The organism is Cystobacter fuscus, assembly GCF_002305875.1.
GTDB classification, from domain to species: domain Bacteria; phylum Myxococcota; class Myxococcia; order Myxococcales; family Myxococcaceae; genus Cystobacter; species Cystobacter fuscus_A.
The window spans coordinates 5202116-5220647 of record NZ_CP022098.1 but is presented as its reverse complement, the minus strand read 5'-3'; the positions used below and the strand labels follow the sequence as shown (position 1 = coordinate 5220647).

Below are 18532 nucleotides of genomic sequence, written 5' to 3'. Positions count from 1 at the left end.
GTGGGCATCGTCGTCCGATGCGGGAGCGCGTTACGGACCACTACCCGCTGGGTACTCGCGGATATCCTGCGCGTCGTTCCACCTGCATCCCGCGTCGAGGCACTGGTCGATTCGCCACCAGTGCCCGCAGTACGGGACCGCGAGCACGAGCAGCAGGAGCAGGACCACGGCCAGTGCAAAAGAGAGCCGACGATTCATGAGCCCCCTCGGTACATCAGTGCTCTAGGAGTCCAAACGAGCACTGGTGAAGGTGGGAGGAAATTCTGTCGCCACATCAATACAGTCCTCGCCTGTGTAGAGGGCGTAATGACGGAGGTTGACGTGGTCCAGAACGCCTCCCGACTCCTCTCGAAGCCACTCCAGCCAACGAGAATGAGCCACCAGGAAAACCCCCTCCGTGGAATAGGGCCTGCGCTCGTGCCAGGTTCGGAGGCGGAAGCTCTCGTTGATGTTCCGGTACCCCACGAACCCCTCGAAGGTCAGCTCGACAGCGCGCTCGCTGGCGACATCGGCGAGGACAATTTTCAAGCCCAGGCGCGTGTCGGTCAGGCTCATGCATTCAAGATGCTTGAACCCCGAGGTGCCCACGTCGATGGGCTCATACGTCTCCGTCATGAGGTCATGGGCCATATCGAATTTTTATCCTCTTCTTTCCATCTTGAATTTCCAGGGTGGGTCTACCATCCGAGCTTTCCGGCCTGACGACCACCGTTCTTCCATCGGGAAGCCATCCGACCCTACCTCTTTTATCGGGGATGTCACGCACCCCAGTTGGCCGCAGGGCATCAAAGTCAGCATTTGCGTTGTCCGCATTGCCAGGAAGTATCCATTGGTCTGCCCGGCCCTTGGTCTCGCGCCCGGGAGTTGCGCTTGCCATAATGTCTTCAAGAGACTTGGAGTCATCCTGTCCATCAGCGGGGCAAGAGTCGTCGTCCTTCTTCTCGTTGAACCAAGCACCCAACTCAGCTCCGGCCCAGGCTGCTCCTATGGTCGCGCCAGTCCACAGCAGTGCGGAACCCGCCGCAGCGCCTACAGCCTCACACCCGCCAAAGGCGCAGAGTAACAACGCAATGGGATTCTTCCCAGTCGGGTCCACGAGGTTGACTGGGTTGTTTCCAGCGTACCCGTATAGGGGGAGGTTTCGCGCTCCCTGGACGTACCATTTGAGCATTTCCGGCCGCTGCAATATCGGCTCAGGCTGCAAGTACCTGCCAATACTCGGGTCGTAGTAGCGGTTCCAATTCTCGAAGAGGTCCGTCTCCGCGTCGTAGTACTGGCCGGGGAAGCGCAGCGGCATCCAGAAGGGTTGGGCCCCCGTCTGGTAGCGCTGGTATTCATAGCCCTCCAACACCACTCCCTGGGACGTCGTGTTCGCCGGCCCACCGGGCCAGGCCAGCCTCACGTTCGCGCGCCCCGTGGAGGGCGTCACCCAGTCCGACCAGGTCCGCCCCCGACCCGTTCCCGACACGGACGCCAGCACCGTGCCCAGATTCGCATCCACCACCTCCACCTGGCCCGCCGTCAGGTCCACCTTGTGGAACAGGGCCCGCATCTTCACGGAAGTCGCGTTGTTGGCCAGCGGCGATGTCCCCGTGGGCTGTTCCATGGCTCCCAGCGTCTGGCTGGAGGCACTGTTGTTGTTGAGCGGATGCGCGGTCTCCGCCACCAAGCCCACCCGGTTGACATGGCCGAACGGTTCGTAATCTACCGCTCCCGACACCCGCCCACTGTCATCCAACATCAGCACCGGCTTGCCCAGGTGGTCCGTCACCGGGAAGTACACCCCACACGCCGCTGCCTCCCCGTTACGCGAGCAGTCCGCTGACGTGTCCGCCAACCGCGCCCACGTATTGCTCAGCTTGCCCCGCACCAGCACCACCGGCCGCCCCTCCAGCCACACGTAGTCGTCCTGCGTGTAGTGCGCCACGGGCGCCACCACGTCGCTGCTTTCCCGGTCCACCAGCAACTGGTTGGCCCCCATGTAAAAGAACTCGTCGCTCGTCCCTCCCGGGTAGCTCTTCTGCCTCCAGCGTCCCAGCCCGCCGTAGTAGTAGTTGTAGAAGGCCCCATTCACCTCCACCGCCCGGAAGACGCTCTCCGTGGCCAGAGCCCACCTCGGTGTTCACTTCTCACGCGAGGTGAGCGCGCCAGGGAACGCTAGGGACTTGGAGACGAAGTCATGCAGACGCAACGAACACGGATACCACAGGCGTCCGCTTCAGCGCCACACTTCAAATCCAAGAGCTGCTGGCCGTTGCGGACAAGCTGACCACTGGATTCCGTCGCAGGCTCCTCGGCCGAAACATTCTCCCACCCACTGCGCAGGGTGCATGAGGATTCATCATGACTGAGCGTATATGAGCACTCTCCCTGTAGGTACTTGGGGAGAGACAGGGGCTTCTGTGCTCCCGCGCATGCGGCGACCCCCATGCCAAGAATCATTGGCAACCAAGAGATTCTCTTCCCAGGCAGACGGAGGTGATAGCGCATGTCGAGCATGTATCCTTTGAGTTGTCGGTGACCGGCCTACCTGTCACCGAACTGTGTTACCGCGCAGCTTAGATGAGGGAAATCGGCCCGGAATCGGACCGACTGGATGAGGGGAGGAGCCGTAGGGGCGTAGGGCGGCCCATCACCCAGGAGGTTCGGGTCAAGGCATGACGGGTGAGGTAGTGCGCAAGTCCCAGGAGGGCGGGGCCCACGAGGCAGGAGATGCCGCTCCGAGGGCCCGGACTGGGCGCGGAGAAAAGGAGGCCACCGCCCGGAAGACGCTCTCCGTGGCCACTCCCACCGACTGCCCGTACTCAAACGCCAGGGTGGTGTTCTCTCCAAGGTCCGCCTTGCGCGTGACGCGTCCCTCCGCGTCGTACTCCAGCGTGTACCCCAACTGGCTGTTGGCCTCGCTCGAGCCCCACCCCACCAGCCGGTCCTTGTGCCCGCTGTCTGTCGCGTAGTTCAGCGAGAAGGTGGCTCCGTCGCTCGTCATGGCCGTGCGGTTGCCCCGTCCGTCATACGTATAGGCTCGCGAGCCAAACGCCCCACCCGTCGCGCTGAAGTTGCCCGCCGTCCGGCCCGCTCCCGTCAGGCGCAGCGTCCTGTCGTAGGCGTACGTCTCCTGCATCGGCGTCGCATTCTGCCCCAGCAGGCACGTGTCCGTGCGCACCACCTGGTCCGCCTTCCACGTGTACGTCCGCTGGTAGATGTCTCCCGTCCCCGCCCCCATCGCCACCGTGCCCGAGGACACGCGCAGGCTGCGCAGCCGCCCCGTCAGGTCCGAGCTCGGCCGCGGAGGAGAACCTTGAAAACACCCATGGAGGCAACCTTATACGTTGTTCCTCCATGGGTAGAACAAAGTGTTCAGCTTTTTCCGAGGAACTCTACCACTCGACCAAGATATCTGAGGCATGCAACCAAGTGGTCGCCTTGAGACTCCCTCAGATACAGTTCGTGCCATCCATCAGGCGGAAACTCATGCTTTACGTCTCGCAGCCACTCTCGGAATCGTACATATTCTTCATCGAGTTGCCCCATACGCAAGGCGGCCGACTCCAAACCCAAGACAAAACCATACAAAATCTTGACATCAGGCCGTCCGATGAATGGCAAGAAAAAAGGGCGATCTCGTCCATCCCAGATCAGAAGCAAGGTATTCAAGACGGAAAACCCACTCATATTCTATCCTATCCGGAGGGCTACTGGAGTGCGCCTCCAGCCGCGCATTGCTCGCCGTGGCATCGACGCCTCGAAGGGTTTGGACCGCCACCGTTGGGTGGCGGAGCGAACTCTGGCGTGGCTGCCACGCTACCGTCGGCTCACCATCCGCTACGAAGTGCGTGACAACGTCCACTTCGCCCGCCTCCAGCTCGCCTGCCGCCTCATCCTCTTCAGTCAGTTGAGTTAGCTACTCAAGGTGCATCCTCAACTCTGACCACGACTCCGGAGCCGATAGTCTTGCCTTCCCACATAGAGAACCTGACACCTGGCCTCACGAAGGGGAGGAGTTCATCTGCTGAAAGAAATAGCAGAGCGACTTCATCGACGGCCCCACCTGGAGGAACGGGCTCTCCGTATTCCGCAAGCAGCATCCGACAATCATAACCGTGGGATTGAAGCTCTGGGACGTTCTCAAAGAAAACTGGGCACCCGAAGGTTCTCGGAGGAATGGGCTGACTTCTTCCTCCCTCCTCAGTCCGCTTGAGACGGATGTTGGTAATGAACCGCTTCATGGCAGTCTCCACGGTATGGGTGAGTAATTGAGGATCTGAGGTTGAAGGCCTGGCAACGCCTCGGTCGGGAGAACATAGGCAGGGATACCACGGTCTACCGTTGCACTGATCCCCGGTGTGCGCAGAACGCTCTCAGGTACCTGTGTCCGCACGATGGTGTACGGGGCGTCGCCAAAGGCCTGAACGGCTTGACGAGCGTAGCTTGCCGCCGCTTCGCCGCTCGTCGTGAAGTATTTGCCTTCCAGCCCAGGCAAGTTCCTGAACGCTCCGGTGGCTAGGATATCTTCAAGCTCATCTGGACCAACAGCGCGGTAGATGTCAACGAGTTTTTCGCCTCCGCCCTTTGCGGCCTTACCGCAGAGGCCAGCAACTTTCGAGGCACCCGCAGGGACGTAGGGCACAGCCATCGCGGCCACATCGAAGCCGAGTGCCGTCCAGTCTCCAACAACGATATCATAGATGACGTTTCCGACGTCCCAAACGGTGTCGATTGGAATAAGGCCATTGGGGTCGACGAAATGGAGAGGGTTGTTCAGTGCGTATGCGTATGGCGTCAGAACTTGGCCCTGCCGAGCAAAGCCATGAACTATCGTAGGCATTTGCAGCACCGGCTCCGATTGCAAGTACCGACCAATGCTCGGGTCGTAGTAGCGGTTCCAGTTCTCGAAGAGGTCGGTCTCGGCGTCGTGGTACTGGCCGGGGAAACGCAGCGGCGTCCAGAAGGGTTGGGCCCCGGTCTGGTAGCGCTGATACTCGTAGCCTTCCAGCACCACGCCCTGGGACGTCGTGTTCGTCGGCCCACCGGACCAAACCAGCCTCACGCTCGCGCGTCCCGTGGAAGGGGTCACCCAGTTCGACCAGGTCCGCCCTCGGCCCGCTCCCGACACGGAGGCCAATACCGTCCCCAGGTCCGCATCCACCACGTCCACCTGTCCCGCCGTCAGGTCCACTTGGTGGAACATAGCCCGCATCCTCACGGATGTCGCGTGGTTCGCCAGCGGCGACGTCCCCGTGGGCTGCGCCATGATGCCCAGCGTCTGGCTGGAGGCACTGTCGTTGTCGAGCGGATGCACCGTCTCCGCCACCAGTCCCACCCGGTTGACGTGGCCAAACGGCTCGTAATCCACCGCTCCCGCCACATGGCCGCTGCCATCCAACATCAGCACCGGCTTGCCCAACTGGTCCGTCACCGGGAAGTAGACTCCGCAGGCCGCGGCCTCCCCGTTGCGAGTGCAGTCCGCCGACGTGTCCGCCAGCCGCGTCCACGCGTTGCTCAGCTTGCCGCGCACCAGCGCCACCGGCCGCCCGCCCAACCACACGTAGTCGTCCTGCGTGTAGTGCGCCACAGGCGTCACCACGTCGCTGCTTCCCCGGTCCACCAGCAACTGGTTGGCCCCCGTGTAGAAGAACTCGTCGCTCGTCCCTCCCGGGTAACTCTTCTGCCTCCGGCGTCCCAGCCCGTCGTAGTAGTAGTTGTAGAAGGCCCCATTCACCTCCACCGCCCGGAAGACGCTCTCCGTGGCCACCCCCACCGACTGCCCGTACTCAAACGCCAGGGTGGTGTTCTCTCTCATGTCCGCCTTGCGCGTGACTCGTCCTTCCGCGTCGTACTCCAGCCTGTACCCCAGCTGGCTGTTGGCCGCGCTCGAACCCCACCCTACCAGCCGGTCCTTGTGCCCGCTGCCTGTCGCGTAGTTCAGCGAGAAGGTGGCTCCGTCGCTCGTCATGGCCGTGCGGTTGCCCCGTCCGTCATACGTATAGGCTCGCGAGCCAAACGCCCCACCCGTCGCGCTGAAGTTACCCGCCGTCCGGCCCGCTCCCGTCAGACGCAGCGTCCTGTCGTAGGCGTACGTCTCCTGCATCGGCGTCGCATTCTGCCCCAGCAGGCACGTGTCCGTACGCACCACCTGGTCCGCCTTCCACGTGTACGTCCGCTGGTAGATATCTCCCGTCCCCGCCCCCATCGCCACGCTGCCCGAGGACACGCGCAGGCTGCGCAGCCGCCCCGTCAGGTCCGAGCCCGCCGCGGAGGGGAAACTGGTGGAGCAGCCCGCGGGCGGCACCGAGCCGTCATCCCCCAGTCCGTACTCCACCGTCATGGAGCCATTCGCTCCGGGCGGGTTCAACGTGTAGCCCCGCAGCCCTCCATACGGCTCCCACGTGACGTTGCTCAACAGCCGCCGTGTGATCCACGCCGTCCCGTCGTACAGCGTCACGTCCACCGCGCTCACCCGGTTGGTGTTGCCTCCCGTCCCGTACACATACGTCACCGTCCGCCCGTTCGGGTACGTCACCGACTGGAGGTTGCCGTTGAGCGTGTAGGTGTAGCGAGTGTGCGGGTTCGCATTGACTTCGGTGCCACACGTCGTGGCCCCCGCCCTCACGCGAATCTCCCCCAGCAGGTTGCCCCACAAGTCATACGAGAACCAGGTGGTGCCGAAAGAGTCCTCGCGGTGGCGAAGCCGGCCCTTGGTGTATTCCACCGCCGGACAACTCGAGGGAGGCGTTCCCTGGGCATCGTAACCCAGACGATAGAGAAGCTCGCTTCCCGTGGCATGCACTCGCTGGACGGAAACCAGGCGCGAGAGCATGTCGTAGGTGGAAAATACATACTCGCCGGCCTGACGCATCGCGGCCGTCTCCTTCACCACCTGGTTACCCTGGGCATCATAAGCGTAGCGCACCGGCCCATCGGCGTGCGGCAGGGACACCTCCACCACCTGGCCGAAATCGTCATGCGTGTACGTGGACACGGGCTGAGCGCAGGTCGCGAACGTGTCCGTGGACTGGCAACCCACCTTCACTCCGGACACGTTGCCCTGCACGTCATAGGTGAAGAGCGTGCGCTGGGAGACGCCGTCCTCCGGGAACTCGTCCACCTGTACCAGCCTGTTGGCCCGGTCATAGGCCAGCGAGGAGCACAGCTGAGACAACGGCGTACCGTTCTCCAGCGACCCCATCCCCGTCTTCACCCCGCCACACCACGCGGGCGGATTGTTGAAGGCGTGCCCCACTCCCGTCAGGTTGTCCGCGCCATCGAAGGACTTCGCCGCGCTGAAGCTCCCCGCACCTTCTCCCCACTTGCTCCACGTCGGCCGCTTGTGCGCATCCGCCGCGTACTTCATCACCCGCCTCGTCTGCGTCCCGCTCCCCGTCTGGCTCAGGAATCGCTCCTCTTTCAGCGTTCCATCGGGCCAGTAGGCGTAGACGGTCTTCTCCGTCCAACCCGTCCCATCCGCCCCACGGGCTCGTGCCACCCACTGGAGTTTGTCCGACATCGCACCACTGGTGCAGCGCCCGTCCGGCGAGGTACCGGTGCGGTAGCAGAAGACATCGAAGTCTCCCTCGGGATGGCTGATGTAGCTCAAGTACTTGTCGCTCTGATAGCCGTAGGTGATGAGTTTCGACCGATACGCCTGATAGGCGCCATCCTCCGTCCTCACGAGCCGGTCTTCATCGTAATAGTTCGTGGTGGTCCGTCCATTGGCGTCGATGACGGTCTCGATTCGGCTCCAGTTGGAATTGAAATCGTAAAGGTGCCCGGTCATCAGACTGACCGAATTCGGACCCACCGGGCCTCCGGCGGGGTAGACAATCTCCTGGGACAACCGGTTGGCATGCGCGCTAGTGGCGTTCGGCTCGAAATACACGTAGTGCGTCACGGGATGGGGCACCGTCGTGGGACAATCCGTGGCGGACTCACTGCTCACCCAGCATGGACCATGAACCTCCCTCACCCGGCCAAATGGATCCTCCTCGGTTCCATTGATGGTAGTGAAAAAGAAGGTGCCCACGAAACGGCGTTCGGTCGTCCAGGTGCCGTTGCTGCCGCGGACCCGCGTCCAACCAGAGCGAATGAGGGCCTTCTCGCGGTCCGTTCCGGGGGCATAGACGTGAAGCGTGCGCTTGAGATCCGCGGCCCCTCCCAGGACACTGGCCTCCTCCTCCACTTGCGGCAGTTGCTGGCCGTTGGCGTAGATATAGGTGTACCGTGTTTCCTCCAGGGCCCCCGTCCCGAGCATATCCGAGGCACCCCGCTTGACACTGGCGAGCTCCAATCGTGGAGAGGCTTCGGGTGACAAGGAATAGCCAAATACCTGCCAGTTGTCCCGCTTGTCCTTGCGCGCGATTTCCTTGCCGGGATTTCCGGGCGACGAGCAGGTCCACTCCGAGCGGACCGAGCCCGGGCTGCAAGCTCCACTCACCGCGCACTCATCCTGCGTCTGGTACATGCGCGGCGCATTCTCCTGGCCATAGTTGGAGAGCGTCGCATAGGTGCTCAACACGCCGGCGGCCCCCTCATTGCCGTCACCCCGTCCCGCGTAGGAATCCACCGCCTGGCGCACCTGGGGCATCCGGCCACAGCAATTGGAACCCGGTTGGCAGGCCCCCGCCGTGGGCTCCCAGGAAAGCGAGGCGCCATGGCCTCCTCCTGTCGCCGAGTCCACACGCCCATCCGACCCGTACGTATGCCGCACCAGCAGCACTCCCGCCTCCGAGCGCTGAAACTCTCCCGCCGCGTAGAGATAGCGCTCCAGGCGCGCGCGTTTTTCCGCCTGTGCGATACGCCCTGGTCGCTCGATTCCCCCGTGTGTGGTGTAGGCGTACACCACCGAATCCTTCGGTTTATCCTGGTAGGCAAGAGTGCGCACCCGATCGATGACACAGTCCACGCCCCCCGTGGAACGCGCAAGCGCACGGTACTCGAAGCTCAGGCTCGCTCCCGCGGGACTCTGCACGCTGGAGAGATAGGGTACTCCTGGACTGCTTCCCGGCGCGCCCTGCGCGCAATCATTCAGGTTGGGCTGGGCATAGTTCAGCTGCGCCAGATCGACTCCCGCCCCGGAGACCACCCGGGACAAGAAATAGCGGCGCCTCCCCTCTCGCGGTGCCAGGAAGAGGGCTTCATAGACCAGCAGCGTTCCATCCGACTGGCGCAGCTCATAGCCCGTGGGGGTCCGCTTCAAGCGCTCTGGACGGGACTGGTTTCCTTCCGCGGGCGCGGCCTCGCAAGTCGAGCCCGAGCACGGGAGGAAACGCAACAAGCCTCCATCCGGCGTACGGACACTCCAGTGGTACTGGTGTTCCACCACGACGCTCAGCCAGTTGTGCCACCATTCCACGGACTCGGGATTGTTGGGGCTTCCGCCAAAGGGCTTGGGCACTCCCACCAGGGGGGCATCGTATATCCACTCATCGCCCCGGGAACTGAACGTCCGATCGAAGGTCAAGGTGGTGAAGCCATCCTCTATACGCAGATCCTCCACCTGCTCGAAGCTGGAGCCCGAGGCGAGATTGACGGGATCGTATCTGTAGAGGCATCGATTGCTTCCCACCGGCCCGCCCCCATCGAGTTCTCCGGGCATGCAGTCCTCGTCCACCGCACCATCACAATCGTTGTCCTGACCATCCGCGCAGATTTCCGCTCCACAGAACAAACCACCGTCACCGCCCGCGTCAGGGATGGTCGCGGTCCCACCGTCCTGCAGGCAGACCGTCCCACCGAACCCGTCTTCATCCGTCTGCCCATCGAGATCATTGTCCTTGCCATCACACACCTCGGATTCCGGCACCGGGTAACTGCACATCACGATGGGATCGAAGAATTCATTTCCACTCGCGGTCTCCGTCAGTTGAGCAGCAGGATTGACGACACACTGACCCTGACCAAAAGCGCCTGGCTTCACGCAATCCAAGTCGCTGTTGCATTCCCACTGAGGCCCCTTCGCACAGGCATTGAGGCCCAGGGTCCCAAGGAACAGATAATCTCTTCGAGCGTCGGGAGACACGTTGCCCGCACCATCGGTGGCATAACGAGTACACCGCTGACTCCCCACGGTTCCGCCGGGGCAACTGCAGTCCCAGGTGATGATGGAAGCACCGATTCCATCGGGATTGGAGCGCAGTTCGTGGTAGCCAAAATCATGGGCGTGAGCGGAAGTCATGACCAACAAACAAAACAGCATGACCAGACAAGCAGCAGACGGCCAGGACGCTCCAGACGACGCAAGGAGCCCATTGAACCAAGGAAAATCTCTATTTTTCATGAACAAATATCCAGAAGAAAGCCAAATCTGGCTTGAGAACGTAGCGCGCTCCTACTCAACAACTCTCACCGAAAGAGGAGCTCACGGCGCAGAGGCAGCATCAACCCTCGTTTGAGGGTGGAACGCACGATCTCCCCTTGGGAGATGGGTAGAGCTGAGAGCAGCGCCAGCCCCCGGGACAATCTCCGTGCCCCTGGCAGGGCTGGCTGCACACGTATCCCTCGCGGCGGCCGGGCTTCACGTGGAGACAGATGCCAGACAGACATGCGCTGGACCCATTCTCCCCGCAGTCCTCGCCTATCTGCTTCGTGGCCTTCTCTGCCCGTAGCACACGAGGCTCCGCCAGCGGTTCCTGGTGCACGACGAACTGGGGCTCGCTCTCTGTTCTCCCACAGCCGCCCCCAAACACAGTGGTAAATCCCAACGCGACAACAATCCATCTCATGGGCAAAACTCTCTTCCACCTTCAGAACAGGCACGGTCCTTCACGCCAAACCTCGGCTCGGGAACCAAGCGACCTTCGAGGTCCATCCACCGTTGCGGCAACCACCCCAAGTCACTCGAGATCCACAGACAAGCACGTCTCATGCCAACCTGCTCGCCCCCTCTGTCCCCGACTGTTCCGCCACCACACCCCATCGCGTTCCCGACCCGGCGGGTGAGCGTGGAGCAGGACGGTAGTCTCGGCACAGAGACTCTGGCCATGACGTCCACGAGCGCGCCGATGATGGGGACGCTGATGAACCGGCTGGGGGCGGTGCGCGCCTGCCCGGAGAACGCGCTGCGGCTGTTGGGACGAGTTGCGCCCGGTCATCGTCTTCCCCGAGGGCAGCCAGGGCATGGGCAAGCCCTTCGCCCAGCGCTACCAGCTCAAGCGCTTCGGCCGGGGAGGCTTCGTGAAGCTGGCGCTGCGCACGGGTGCGCCCATCGTCCCGGTGGCCATCGTGGGGGCCGAGGAGACGGTGCCGCTGCTGGGCAAGCTGCCCGCGGGCTTCCTGGGCCTGGACTATGTGCCGGTGACGCTGCCGCCCCTGCCGGCGCGCTGGACGCTGCGCTTTGGCGAGCCCATCGGCATGGGCGACCTGCCCCCCGAGGCCGCCGAGGACCTGTCCCAGGTGCAGCGGCTCACCGAGCGCACCCGCGAGTCCATCCAGGGCATGTTGCACGCCCTCCTCAAGGAGCGCCGCTCCGTCTTCTCGGGGTAGGCACGCTGCCACGTTGCACGGTGATTGACCCAGACGAAAGCCAACTCGCGGCGACCACTCCGAGGAAACCAGAGCGGCTCCCCACCACACCAGTCCGATGAGACCGCCCTACGCGCTCTCCGCCCGCACAGCCCCAACGCGAGGCAGGACGGTACGTGGAGCGCCGGGAGAGAGGGGCAGGAGCGGAGTTCCGGCTCCTTGCCTACACCAACAACCGACTCTACTCAGTCCTTGGAACGTGGCACCCAATCAGGTGAACCGGGATCGTACCAGTCTTGGGCCCGCAGCCAGTCCTCGTACCGAACGAAAATAGAGCGCATCCCGGTTGGTCGCTCGCGTTCTGAGAGGAACTCGTCGAGAGTCGAAAACAGGAAGGCGACCCGCGCCTCCTCCGTTGCAGCAGAAGGATCGCCAGCCCGCTCTGACTGGTCAATCCTCAAGAGGATCTGGGACCACGCCAGGTTGTTCCCGTCGTTCAGCCTCAACACCAGCCACTCCCTGAATCCGACGAGAAGGCCACCATTCGTTGCGACATCGAAACCATCCACGAATGCAACGGCGACATCAAACTGTACGCACCGCAAATACATGCCGGGGCACCTTCTCACCATCTCCAACACGTGCGGCAAAGGCATGTTTGTCTCCAGAACCCAAAATTGAGGTAACCAGATGCTTTTAGCCTTCGTCATAAAGAACGGCAACAGATTCCCCTCGAATCAAGGCATCCAATTCAGCCTTGCTATTGACCGTGAACGAAGAATAAGTGGCCTCGACTCCGTCGTGAAGCCTTGTGACCAATGCCTGATTGGAAAGGATTGGGTCCGCCGCACACGTAATCAGCTTCCTGATTCCACCAAAAACAATCTCAGCGGGCTTTCCATTCCATGTGATTTCGTCTTGTGGGTCGGTCGCCTGCCGTCCGCGCTCCTCAGCACGAGCCAGCGCCTCTGCTGGAGTCCGCGCAGCAATCAAATAGACATTCTCCCAGACGGTGAATTTCCTTTGACGGCCGCTCTTGAGTCGAAAAAACAAAACAACACTGGCAGCATACCACGTTTTCGCTTTGCCTCTCAATTGTGCTACTCCCTCTCATTGGCGTTACGACAATCCGTGAACTTTTGCGCTTACTGAATCGCCCGGACTCTTTCCTCATCCATACTTTTCCTAGGCTTGCTTTCTCCTCCCGAAGGAGCCCAAGCAGATGCTCACATGGATCTCTACCCGTCCCCTGAATCTTCTTTTTCATCTCTGACGTGGTGTAGTTTCTCCATCGATCCCGATTAGGGCCACACGTCCCGTCCGCAAGGTCAGCCGGCATGACAAGTGCATCCAGAGGAGTCATGAGAACATTCGTCTCTACGCCCACCCATTCGCCTGGTCCTGGACCAGTCCCAAAATACATGAGTGGGTGGAGAGACACCGCTCCTGGCTATGGCCAACAATTTCGGTTGCAGTCCATAGCTGCTCAAGGTGCATCCTCAACTCTGATCATAACTCCAGAGCCGATGGCCTTGCCTTCCCACAGCAAGAACCTGACACCTGGTCTCATGTGAGGGAGGAGTTCGTCTGCTGAAAGAAATAGCAGAGCGACTTCATCGACGGCCCCACCTGGAGGAACGGGCTCTCCGTATTCCGCAAGAAGCATCCGACAATCATAACCGTGGGATTGAAGCTCCGGGACGTTTTCAAAAAAGACTGGGCACCCGAAGGTTCTCGGAGGAATGGGCTGACTTCTTCCTCCCTCCTCAGTCCTATTAAGACGGATGTTGGCGATGAACCGTTTCATGGCAGCCTCCATGGTATGGGTGAGTAGTTGAGGATCTGAGGTTGAAGGCCTGGCAACGTCTCTGTCGGGAGAACATAGGCTGGGATACCACGGTCCACCGTTGCACTGATCCCCGGTGTGTGCAGAACGCTCTCAGGAACCTGCGTCCGCACGATGGTATACGGGGCGTCGCCAAAAGCCTGAACAGCTTGCCGAGCGTAGCTTGCCGCCACTTCGCCGCTCGTCGTGAAGTATTTGCTTTCCAGCCCAGGCAAGTTTCTGAACGCTCCGGTGGCGAGGATGTCCTCAAGCTCATCTGGACCAATGGCGCGGTAGATGTCAACGAGCTTTTCGCCTCCGCCCTTCGCAGCCTTACCGCAGAAGCCGGCAACTTTCGAGGCACCCGCAGGGACGTAGGGTACAGCCATCGCAGCCACATCGAAGCCGAGTGCCGTCCAGTCTCCAACAACGATATCATTGATGACATTTCCGATACCTGCCGCTCTACATCTTCGCAGGCTACTTCCTGCTGTGCGCCAGGCTGCGCACCGCAGACCTCGACGCCGTCGCGGGCTCGCTGGAGGAAGTGCAACGCATCGTCTCGCGCATCCGCGCGCGCTGGCCGAAGACGCGCATCCTGCTGCGTGCGGATTCCGGCTTCGCCCGGGATGAACTCATGACCTGGTGCGAGTACAACGGCATCGACTTCGTGTTCGGTCTGGCTCGAAACGCCCTGCTGGAAGCCATGATAAGCGGGGACCTGAAGCTGGTGCGCGCCGTCTTCCGCCAAGAGCGCGAAGGCGCACCGGGAACTTCGCTACCGCACGCTGGAGTCTTGGACGCGCGAGCGCCGCGTTGTCGCCAACGCCCAGGAGCACGAGGCCCGGGATCTGTACGAACAGCTCTACTGCGCCCGCGGCGACATGGAGAACCGCATCAAGGAGCAGCAGTTGGACCTCTTCGCCGACAGGACCAGCGCCCACTCCCTGCGCGCAAACCAGTTGCGCCTCTGGTTTGCCTCCGCCGCGTACGTCCTGCTGAACCTGCTGCGCCACTTCGGCCTACGCGGCACCGAGATGGAGTGGGCGCAGGCGAGCACCATCCGGTTGAAGCTGCTCAAGGTTGCCGCCATCGTCCGCGTCAGCGTCCGCTGCGTCGTGCTCTCGCTCAGCGCGGCTGCGCCGGTGAAGGACCTCATCGCGTGCATCGCCCAACAGCTCCGCCAGGTCCCAACTCCCTCCTGACGCCTCGCAGCTCTCTGACAACCTCGACGGGCCTCAACGCCGGCCGGTGCAGGCCACTGTCATGCCCGCAGTTCGCTGCCGTGTGTCCATTCGCCACGCGCCGCGCGCAGACGCCGCCAATCCACTGGAATCCTCATAGAAGAGCAAGGATTCCGAATCAACCAACAAGGGCTCGGGCTGCAGGTGCCTGCCGATGCTCGGGTCGTACGTAGTAGCCATCAGCTTAGCGCACGACCCGGAGGGCCCCCCATCAGCAGCCCTCCTTGGCCCCTCTGCATCACATCTCCCCATTCGTTATGCGTCCGGCTCAGCGCGTTTCGAACTCACACGTATGGATCAAAGTCGAACTCGGCCTTAGCCTCAGCCAACAATTGAACTGTTTTTCCGCTCAAATGCAGAGACGGACGCACAGACTCATGCTCATCGACAAAGAGATCCACGAAAACCTGCCACATTGCCAGCATGCCCGACTCCCGCCTCTTCTCTTCATCCGAGGATAGCGCATTGGTCAGACACTTTTGCACCAAGTCCTCAAGATGGTCTGGGTCGTATCGATCTGACTCCAATCGCGCCAGCTCCAGATCGGAATGAGTCATCATGTCCGTTGCAAAGACGTGAACAACAAGCTTGGGCATGTGTTATCTCCAGGTATATTCGGTAGTCGCCACAATGGGACCTTTGCAACCATGCGCCTTGATAACAACCTGACCATCTCGACATCCGCAAAGGTCATATCTTGATATAGGCGCTTTCTTGCCAAGCCATTCGCGCTTCACATCGTATTCTTTTCCATAGATCCCAGCCTGTTTCAACTGCCACTTCGACAGAACGGTGTCGCAGGGATCATCGCCATTGCCGTCATCACATTTCTTCTTGTCAGGAGGCGGGCGGCATCGTTCACCATTGGGGCCGCATGCACTATCTCCAAGCTCGGAAGGCCATAGTCGGGTCGTAGTAGCGGTTCCAGTTCTCGAAGAGGTCGGTCTCGGCGTCGTGGTACTGGCCGGGGAAGCGTAGGGGCATCCAGAAGGGTTGGGCTCTTGTCTGGTGACGCTGGTACTCATAGCACCCCCTGGGACGTCGTGTTCGCCAGCCCACCGGGCCAGGCCAGCCTCACGCTCGCGCGCCCCGTGGAGGGAGTCACCCAGCCCGACCAGGTCCGCCCTCGGCCCGTCCCCGACACGGACGCCAACACCGTGCCCAGGTCCGCATCCACCACCTCCACATGGCCCGCCGTCAGGTCCACCTTGTGGAACAAGGCCCGCATCCTCACGGACGTCGCGTGGTTCGCCAGCGGCGATGTCCCCGTGGGTTGAGTCATGGTGCCCAGCGTCTGGCTGGCGGCGCTGTTGTTATTGAGCGGGTGCGCGGTCTCCGCCACCAGGGCCACGCGGTTGACATGGCCGAAGGGCTCGTAATCCACCGCGCCCGCCACCTTCCCGTTACCATCCAACATCAGCACCGGCTTGCCCAAGTAGTCCGTCACTGGGAAGTACACCCCACACGCCGCCACTTCCCCGTTGCGCGCGCAGTCCGTCGACGTGTCCGCCAACCGCGCCCACGTGTTGCTCAACTTGCCCCGCACCAACACCACCGGCCGCCCGCCCAGCCACACGTAGTCATCCTGCGTGTAGTGCGCCACCGGCGTCACCACGTCGCTGCTTCCCCTGTCCACCAACAACTGGTTGGCCCCCGTGTAGAAGAACTCGTCGCTCGTCCCTCCCGGGTAACTCTTCTGCCTCCGGCGTCCCAGCCCGTCGTAATAGTAGTTGTAGAAGGCCCCATTCACCTCCACCGCCCGGAAGACGCTCTCCGTGGCCACTCCCACCGACTGCCCGTACTCAAACGCCAGGGTGGTGTTCTCGCCCAGGTCCGCCTTGCGCGTGACTCGTCCCTCCACGTCGTACGCCAGCGTGTACCCCAACTGGCTGTTGGCCGCGCTCGAGCCCCACCCCACCAGCCGATCCTTGTGCCCGCTGTCCGTCGCGTAGTTCAGGAAGAAGGTGGCGCCCTCGTTCGTCAATTTCTCGGCCCAACAATATACTACAGTTGGACCTGCATTCCAGGCGCCCTGTGGCGGTAATGATAGAGCTTGGCGAGCGCCTGATGACGGCGCCGCCATCGACTCCACTGGAGAATGAAATTCAACGCGGGCTTTACCACCCACTTCGCGAGCTTGCACAGCAGGTGCCTCACTTCTTGAATACTGAAGCGGATGAGCACAGGCCCTGCCGCCGTCGAAACGCTTCCATGCGGCTTCTTCGGTGCGGCGGGCCCAGGCGTTTTGGGATGGGTTTTTCCTCGGGTTTGTTGGCCTCCACCCTCGCAGCGGCCAAGAACGCATGGGCTACCAAGCACAACGTCATGTGCCGATACCACCCTCTCCAGCGCCTCACTTCATACTCGTCCAACCCCACCTCTCCCTTGGCCGACTCAAAACATTCCTCCACGGGCCATCGGTTGCCGGCCGCTTCCACCATGGCGGCCAATGTCGTGGTGTCTGGTGCATGGACCAGATAGAACGCCACGTCCTTTTCATCCGACAAGTTTTTGCGGAAGAGAAACCATCGCGCCTGGGTCCCTGCATGCGCGTTGACCCGCACTCGCGCCCAGTTGTACCACCGCGGTCCTTTGGCTCCCGCTCCCGCCGACAGCCTCGTCCATTCTTGTTTCTCCACCTCTTTCAATACCCTGCCCGCTGTGACTTGCTCTATTCCGCGCCATGCGTAGGTGTTGGACGCCACCGCCAGCACATACCGTTGCGCGTGGCTCTCCAGAAACCGTCGCAACTCTCCATCCCGTCCATACACTTCGTCTCCCACTATCCAGGCCGGACGAAGCCCCGCGCTCAACGCTCGCTTCACCATGGCTCTTGCCAACTCGGGCTTGGTCGCGAAGCGCTTGTCCTCTGGAATTCCTGCCTGGCGACATCTCTCCGCGTCCTCCAACCAATGCTCGGGCAAGTACAATTCTCGGTCCACCAGCGTATGCCCCTTGGGGGTGACGTAGGCCAGAAAGACGCCGACCTGGCAATTCTCAATGCGTCCCGCTGTGCCGGTGTACTGCCGGGCTACTCCCGCGGACTTGTCTCCCTTCTTCAGGAAGCCTGTCTCATCGACAGCCAGTATTCCCCCTTCTCCCAACTGCTCTCGGGCATACGTCAACACGTCATCGCGCAGCGCCTCCTCGTCCCACTGCGCTCCATTGAGCAGATGTTGAAAAGCATAGGGCGTCGCCTGGCCCATCTCCTCGCTCAAGCCCCAGGAATTCTTGCGCTCCACTCGTGCCAGCAAGCCCTGAAGGAACGACTCGACCGAGGCGCGTGTCTCCGGCCGCGCGAAGTGCCGTTGGACCCATCCCTGGACCTTGCGCCAGGCCTGAGTCCATTTGCTCACGAGAACCACCTCTTGGTGGTCAGAAACGACTGCGCTGCTCGACATGGCGGCCCCCGGGTGATGGTGACTTCTCCCATGGGTTGTAACCGCTCCACCTCCAGAGTCACGGTCCCTTTTGTTTGCTTCCTCTTCTGGCTGCCCACCAGACAAGTTGTACCCGCGACCCCACCTCCGCAGTTGCGCTCGCCTCAAACTGCGTTATCTCAGGATTGGAGTGGAGAGCATCGAAGGAGGTAGTGGGCCGACGAGCGATGGCTTCGCGCAAGACGTTAGGAGGTGATGCCTCGACCGACAGCGGCCAGGGGCTTCTCTATCTACTTCGAAAGTCCGACTGTAGTAAATATGAGGGGATAGCTCAGGGAAGAGACATCAGGCATTGAAATGTAGCGGCAAGCCTCGACTACTCCATGCTTGCGAAGCTTGCCGCTTGGCTTCATGGCTGCGCATCCCCATGCATCGCAGTATTAAAGTAGAGGATTCAATTCACTTTAAAAACGAGCTTGGAGGATGGCAACTGTCATTACAATTCGGGCGGCTTCAGATGGGGATGCTCTTTGTAGAGTGGACTCATCACACCATCCATCATAAGCCCCATGAGTCTTGCAACCTGAAGCCGGTAATTCCGAAACACTTCATCTGACTCGGTTGTC

14 protein-coding genes and 2 pseudogenes are annotated in these 18532 nt (G+C 61.6%); 4 read left to right on the top strand and 12 right to left on the bottom strand.

Features of this window, described 5'->3' with window-relative positions; translation table 11 throughout:
• Positions 1-222 precede the first annotated feature (222 nt).
• The 3 genes from CYFUS_RS21510 to CYFUS_RS21500 form a co-directional block, all read right to left on the bottom strand.
• A complete protein-coding gene (locus CYFUS_RS21510; RefSeq protein WP_095986920.1) occupies positions 223-630 on the bottom strand; it encodes a hypothetical protein in 408 nt (135 codons plus the stop codon).
• Positions 620-2080: an RHS repeat-associated core domain-containing protein gene (locus CYFUS_RS50780; RefSeq protein WP_232537697.1), complete on the bottom strand. Its 1461-nt coding sequence runs from the start codon at positions 2078-2080 to the stop codon at positions 620-622. The genes CYFUS_RS21510 and CYFUS_RS50780 overlap by 11 nt, the downstream gene beginning before the upstream one ends.
• Positions 2081-2650: 570 nt before the next feature.
• Complete coding sequence (locus tag CYFUS_RS21500; protein WP_095986919.1) at positions 2651-3244, bottom strand: hypothetical protein; 594 nt, start codon at positions 3242-3244, stop codon at positions 2651-2653.
• 462 nt (positions 3245-3706) lie between these two features.
• Between CYFUS_RS21500 and CYFUS_RS52815 the strand changes: the two are divergent.
• Positions 3707-3901: pseudogene (locus CYFUS_RS52815) on the top strand (IS5/IS1182 family transposase); the annotation flags it as partial.
• Between the two features lie 4 nt (positions 3902-3905).
• Here CYFUS_RS52815 and CYFUS_RS50775 read toward each other — a convergent pair.
• Together CYFUS_RS50775 and CYFUS_RS21490 are read right to left on the bottom strand one after the other, a co-directional pair.
• Positions 3906-4226 carry a hypothetical protein gene (locus tag CYFUS_RS50775; RefSeq protein WP_157758569.1) on the bottom strand — a complete coding sequence of 107 codons (321 nt, stop codon included), beginning with the start codon at positions 4224-4226 and terminating at the stop codon, positions 3906-3908.
• Entirely contained in the window at positions 4223-10273 is a 6051-nt protein-coding gene (locus CYFUS_RS21490) for an RHS repeat-associated core domain-containing protein (protein ID WP_232537696.1), read from the bottom strand. The genes CYFUS_RS50775 and CYFUS_RS21490 overlap by 4 nt, the downstream gene beginning before the upstream one ends.
• A gap of 800 nt (positions 10274-11073) precedes the next feature.
• Between CYFUS_RS21490 and CYFUS_RS21485 the strand changes: the two genes are divergently transcribed.
• Entirely contained in the window at positions 11074-11478 is a 405-nt protein-coding gene (locus tag CYFUS_RS21485; RefSeq protein WP_232537695.1) for a hypothetical protein, read from the top strand.
• Positions 11479-11702: 224 nt separating this feature from the next.
• On the opposite strand, the gene CYFUS_RS21480 is transcribed toward CYFUS_RS21485, so the two are convergent.
• The 4 genes from CYFUS_RS21480 to CYFUS_RS50760 form a co-directional block, all read right to left on the bottom strand.
• Positions 11703-12113 (bottom strand): hypothetical protein, encoded by a 411-nt coding sequence (locus CYFUS_RS21480; RefSeq protein WP_095986917.1) that lies wholly within the window; start codon positions 12111-12113, stop codon positions 11703-11705.
• Positions 12114-12153: 40 nt separating this feature from the next.
• The gene (locus CYFUS_RS50770; RefSeq protein WP_157758568.1) at positions 12154-12552 is read right to left on the bottom strand and encodes a DUF4288 domain-containing protein; all 399 of its coding nucleotides are present in this window, start codon (positions 12550-12552) and stop codon (positions 12154-12156) included.
• 391 nt (positions 12553-12943) lie between these two features.
• Positions 12944-13264, bottom strand: coding sequence for a hypothetical protein (locus tag CYFUS_RS50765; protein ID WP_157758567.1), 321 nt, complete (start codon positions 13262-13264; stop codon positions 12944-12946).
• On the bottom strand, positions 13261-13671 hold the full coding sequence (locus CYFUS_RS50760) for a hypothetical protein (RefSeq protein WP_157758566.1): 411 nt from the start codon (positions 13669-13671) through the stop codon (positions 13261-13263). Before CYFUS_RS50760 ends, CYFUS_RS50765 begins: the two co-directional genes overlap by 4 nt.
• Before the next feature lie 68 nt (positions 13672-13739).
• On the opposite strand from CYFUS_RS50760, the pseudogene CYFUS_RS53995 reads away from it, so the two are divergent.
• Both CYFUS_RS53995 and CYFUS_RS53990 read left to right on the top strand, forming a co-directional pair.
• Positions 13740-14003, top strand: a pseudogene (locus CYFUS_RS53995) (transposase); the annotation flags it as partial.
• A gap of 67 nt (positions 14004-14070) precedes the next feature.
• The gene (locus tag CYFUS_RS53990; protein WP_269770275.1) at positions 14071-14487 is read left to right on the top strand and encodes a transposase; all 417 of its coding nucleotides are present in this window, start codon (positions 14071-14073) and stop codon (positions 14485-14487) included.
• Between the two features lie 323 nt (positions 14488-14810).
• Here the strand turns inward: CYFUS_RS53990 and CYFUS_RS21470 are convergent, their stop codons facing one another.
• From CYFUS_RS21470 to CYFUS_RS21460, 3 genes are all read right to left on the bottom strand, one after another.
• Positions 14811-15122 carry a hypothetical protein gene (locus CYFUS_RS21470; protein WP_095986916.1) on the bottom strand — a complete coding sequence of 104 codons (312 nt, stop codon included), beginning with the start codon at positions 15120-15122 and terminating at the stop codon, positions 14811-14813.
• 425 nt (positions 15123-15547) lie between these two features.
• Positions 15548-16510: a hypothetical protein gene (locus CYFUS_RS21465; RefSeq protein WP_095986915.1), complete on the bottom strand. Its 963-nt coding sequence runs from the start codon at positions 16508-16510 to the stop codon at positions 15548-15550.
• 169 nt (positions 16511-16679) lie between these two features.
• Positions 16680-17927, bottom strand: coding sequence for an IS701 family transposase (locus tag CYFUS_RS21460; RefSeq protein WP_420042700.1), 1248 nt, complete (start codon positions 17925-17927; stop codon positions 16680-16682).
• Positions 17928-18532: the final 605 nt, after the last annotated feature.